We start from the raw sequence: 2,442 nt of genomic DNA, 5'->3' as shown, positions 1-2,442 counted from the left end.
CCGGGCACCGCCACGGCGACGCTGCCGCTGGGCACCCCGACGCACTGAGTCGGACGCACCGGTCACCCGGAGGCCGCCCGGCGTCGTCGACGCCGGGCGGCCTCTTCGCACGCTTACTCCGCCGCGCCGCTGTCGGGCTCGAAGCGGATGAGCACCGCCTTGGAGGTCGGGGTGTTGCTGATGTCGGCGGTCGAGTCCAGCGGGACCAGGACGTTGGTCTCGGGGTAGTAGGCCGCGGCGCCGCCCCGGGCGACGGGGTAGTGGACCACCCGGAAGTGCGGGGCGCGGCGCTCGACGCCGTCCTTCCACTCGCTGACCAGGTCGACGTACCGGCCCTCGACGAGGCCGAGTTCGGCGGCGTCGGCCGGGTTGACCAGGACCACGCGGCGGCCGCCCTTGATGCCGCGGTAGCGGTCGTCGAGGCCGTAGATCGTGGTGTTGTACTGGTCGTGGGAGCGCAGGGTCTGGAGCAGCAGGCGGCCCGGCGGGACCTCGGGGGCGGTCAGCGGGTTGACGGTGAAGTTGGCCAGGCCGGTGGCGGTGGGGAAGGTGCGGGAGTCGCGCGGGCCGTGCGGGAGGGTGAAGCCGCCGGGGCGGCGGACCTTCTCGTTGTAGTCCTCGAAGCCCGGGATCACCCGGGCGATCCGCTCGCGCAGGGTGTCGTAGTCCGCCGCGAACTCCTCCCACGGCACGGTGTCCTGCGGCCCGAGGACGGTACGGGCGAGGCGGCAGATGATCGCGGTCTCGGAGAGCAGGCCGGGTGCGGGCGGGCGCAGGCCGCCGCGGGAGGCGTGGACCTGGCCCATCGAGTCCTCGACCGTGACGAACTGGGCGCCGGAGCCGGTGACGTCCCGGTCGGTGCGGCCGAGGGTGGGCAGGATCAGGGCGCGGGCGCCGGTGACCACGTGCGAGCGGTTGAGCTTGGTGGAGACGTGGACGGTCAGCCGGCAGCGCCGCATCGCGGCCTCGGTGACCTCGGTGTCCGGGGTGGCCGCGACGAAGTTGCCGCCCATCGCGAAGAACACCTTGACCCGGCCGTCCCGCATCGCGCGGATGGTGTCCACCGAGTCGTGGCCGTGCTCGCGCGGCGGCTCGAAGCCGAACTCCTCGCCCAGCGCGTCCAGGAAGGCCGTGCTCGGCCGCTCGAAGATGCCCATGGTGCGGTCGCCCTGGACGTTGCTGTGCCCGCGCACCGGGCAGACCCCGGCGCCGGGGCGGCCGACGTTGCCGCGCAGCAGCAGGAAGTTGACCACCTCGCGGATGGTCGGCACCGAGTGCTTGTGCTGGGTGAGGCCCATCGCCCAGCAGACGATGATCCGCTTCGAGGACAGCACCAGCCGGCCGAGCTCCTCGATCTGCTCCCAGGGCAGGCCGGTCGCGGCGAGCACCTCGCCCCGGTCGGTGTCGAGCGCCTGCGCCTCGAACTCCTCGAAACCGTGGCAGTGTTCGGCGACGAAGGCGCGGTCGACCCCGTCCTTCTCCAGGACGATCCGGTTGAGCGCGCGGAACAGCGCGAGGTCCCCGCCGAGGCGGATCTGGAGGAAGAGGTCGGTCAGCTTGGTGCCGTGGCCGACCAGGCCGCGGGCCTGCTGCGGGTTCTTGAACCGCTCCAGGCCGGCCTCCGGCAGCGGGTTGACGCTGACGATGGTGGCGCCGGCCCGCTTGGCGCGCTCCAGGGCGGAGAGCATCCGGGGGTGGTTGGTGCCCGGGTTCTGGCCGGCCACGATGATCAGGTCGGCCTGGTAGAGGTCCTTGAGGCTGACGCTGCCCTTGCCGACGCCGAGCGTCTCGGTGAGTGCCGAGCCGGAGGACTCGTGGCACATGTTGGAGCAGTCCGGCAGGTTGTTGGTGCCCAGCCGGCGGGCGAACAGCTGGTACGCGAAGGCGGCCTCGTTGCTGGTCCGGCCGGAGGTGTAGAAGGCGGCGCCGTCCGGGGTGTCCAGGGCCCGCAGCTCCTCGGCGACCAGCGCGAAGGCGTCGTCCCAGGAGACCGGCCGGTAGTGGGTGGCGCCCTCGTCGAGCAGCATCGGCTGGGTGAGCCGGCCCTGCTGGCCGAGCCAGTAGCCGGAGCGCTCGGCCAGTTCGGCGACGGGGTGGGCGGCGAAGAACTCGGCGCGTATCCGGCGCTCGGTGGCCTCCTCGGCGACGGCCTTGGCGCCGTTCTCGCAGAACTCCGCGGTGTGCGGCTTGTCCGGCTCCGGCCAGGCGCAGCCGGGGCAGTCGAAGCCGTTCGGCTGGTTGACCTTGAGCAGGGTGGCGAGGGTGCGGCGGGCGCCCATCTGCTCGGTGGCCATGCGCAGGCTGTGGCCGACGGCGGGCAGGCCGGCGGCCGCGTGCTGGGGCGCGGACACCTCGGGGGCGTCCTGCGCCGGATCGCTCTGCGGGGCCTGCTTGGCCATGACTGCGCTCCTCGGCTCTGCGGTCCGAGCCGCCGCACCGTTA

At 73.1% G+C, this 2,442-nt stretch carries 1 protein-coding gene; it reads right to left on the bottom strand.

Annotated elements, in window-relative coordinates; genetic code table 11:
- Window positions 1-113: 113 nt before the first annotated feature.
- The gene (locus J0670_RS35830) at window positions 114-2,399 is read right to left on the bottom strand and encodes an FdhF/YdeP family oxidoreductase (RefSeq protein WP_207816813.1); all 2,286 of its coding nucleotides are present in this window, start codon (window positions 2,397-2,399) and stop codon (window positions 114-116) included.
- Between the last annotated feature and the right edge of the window lie 43 nt (window positions 2,400-2,442).

It is taken from the genome of Streptomyces sp. FH025, from assembly GCF_017427025.1.
Classification (GTDB): Bacteria; Actinomycetota; Actinomycetes; order Streptomycetales; family Streptomycetaceae; genus Kitasatospora.
This window is presented reverse-complemented; position numbering and strand designations above follow the sequence as displayed.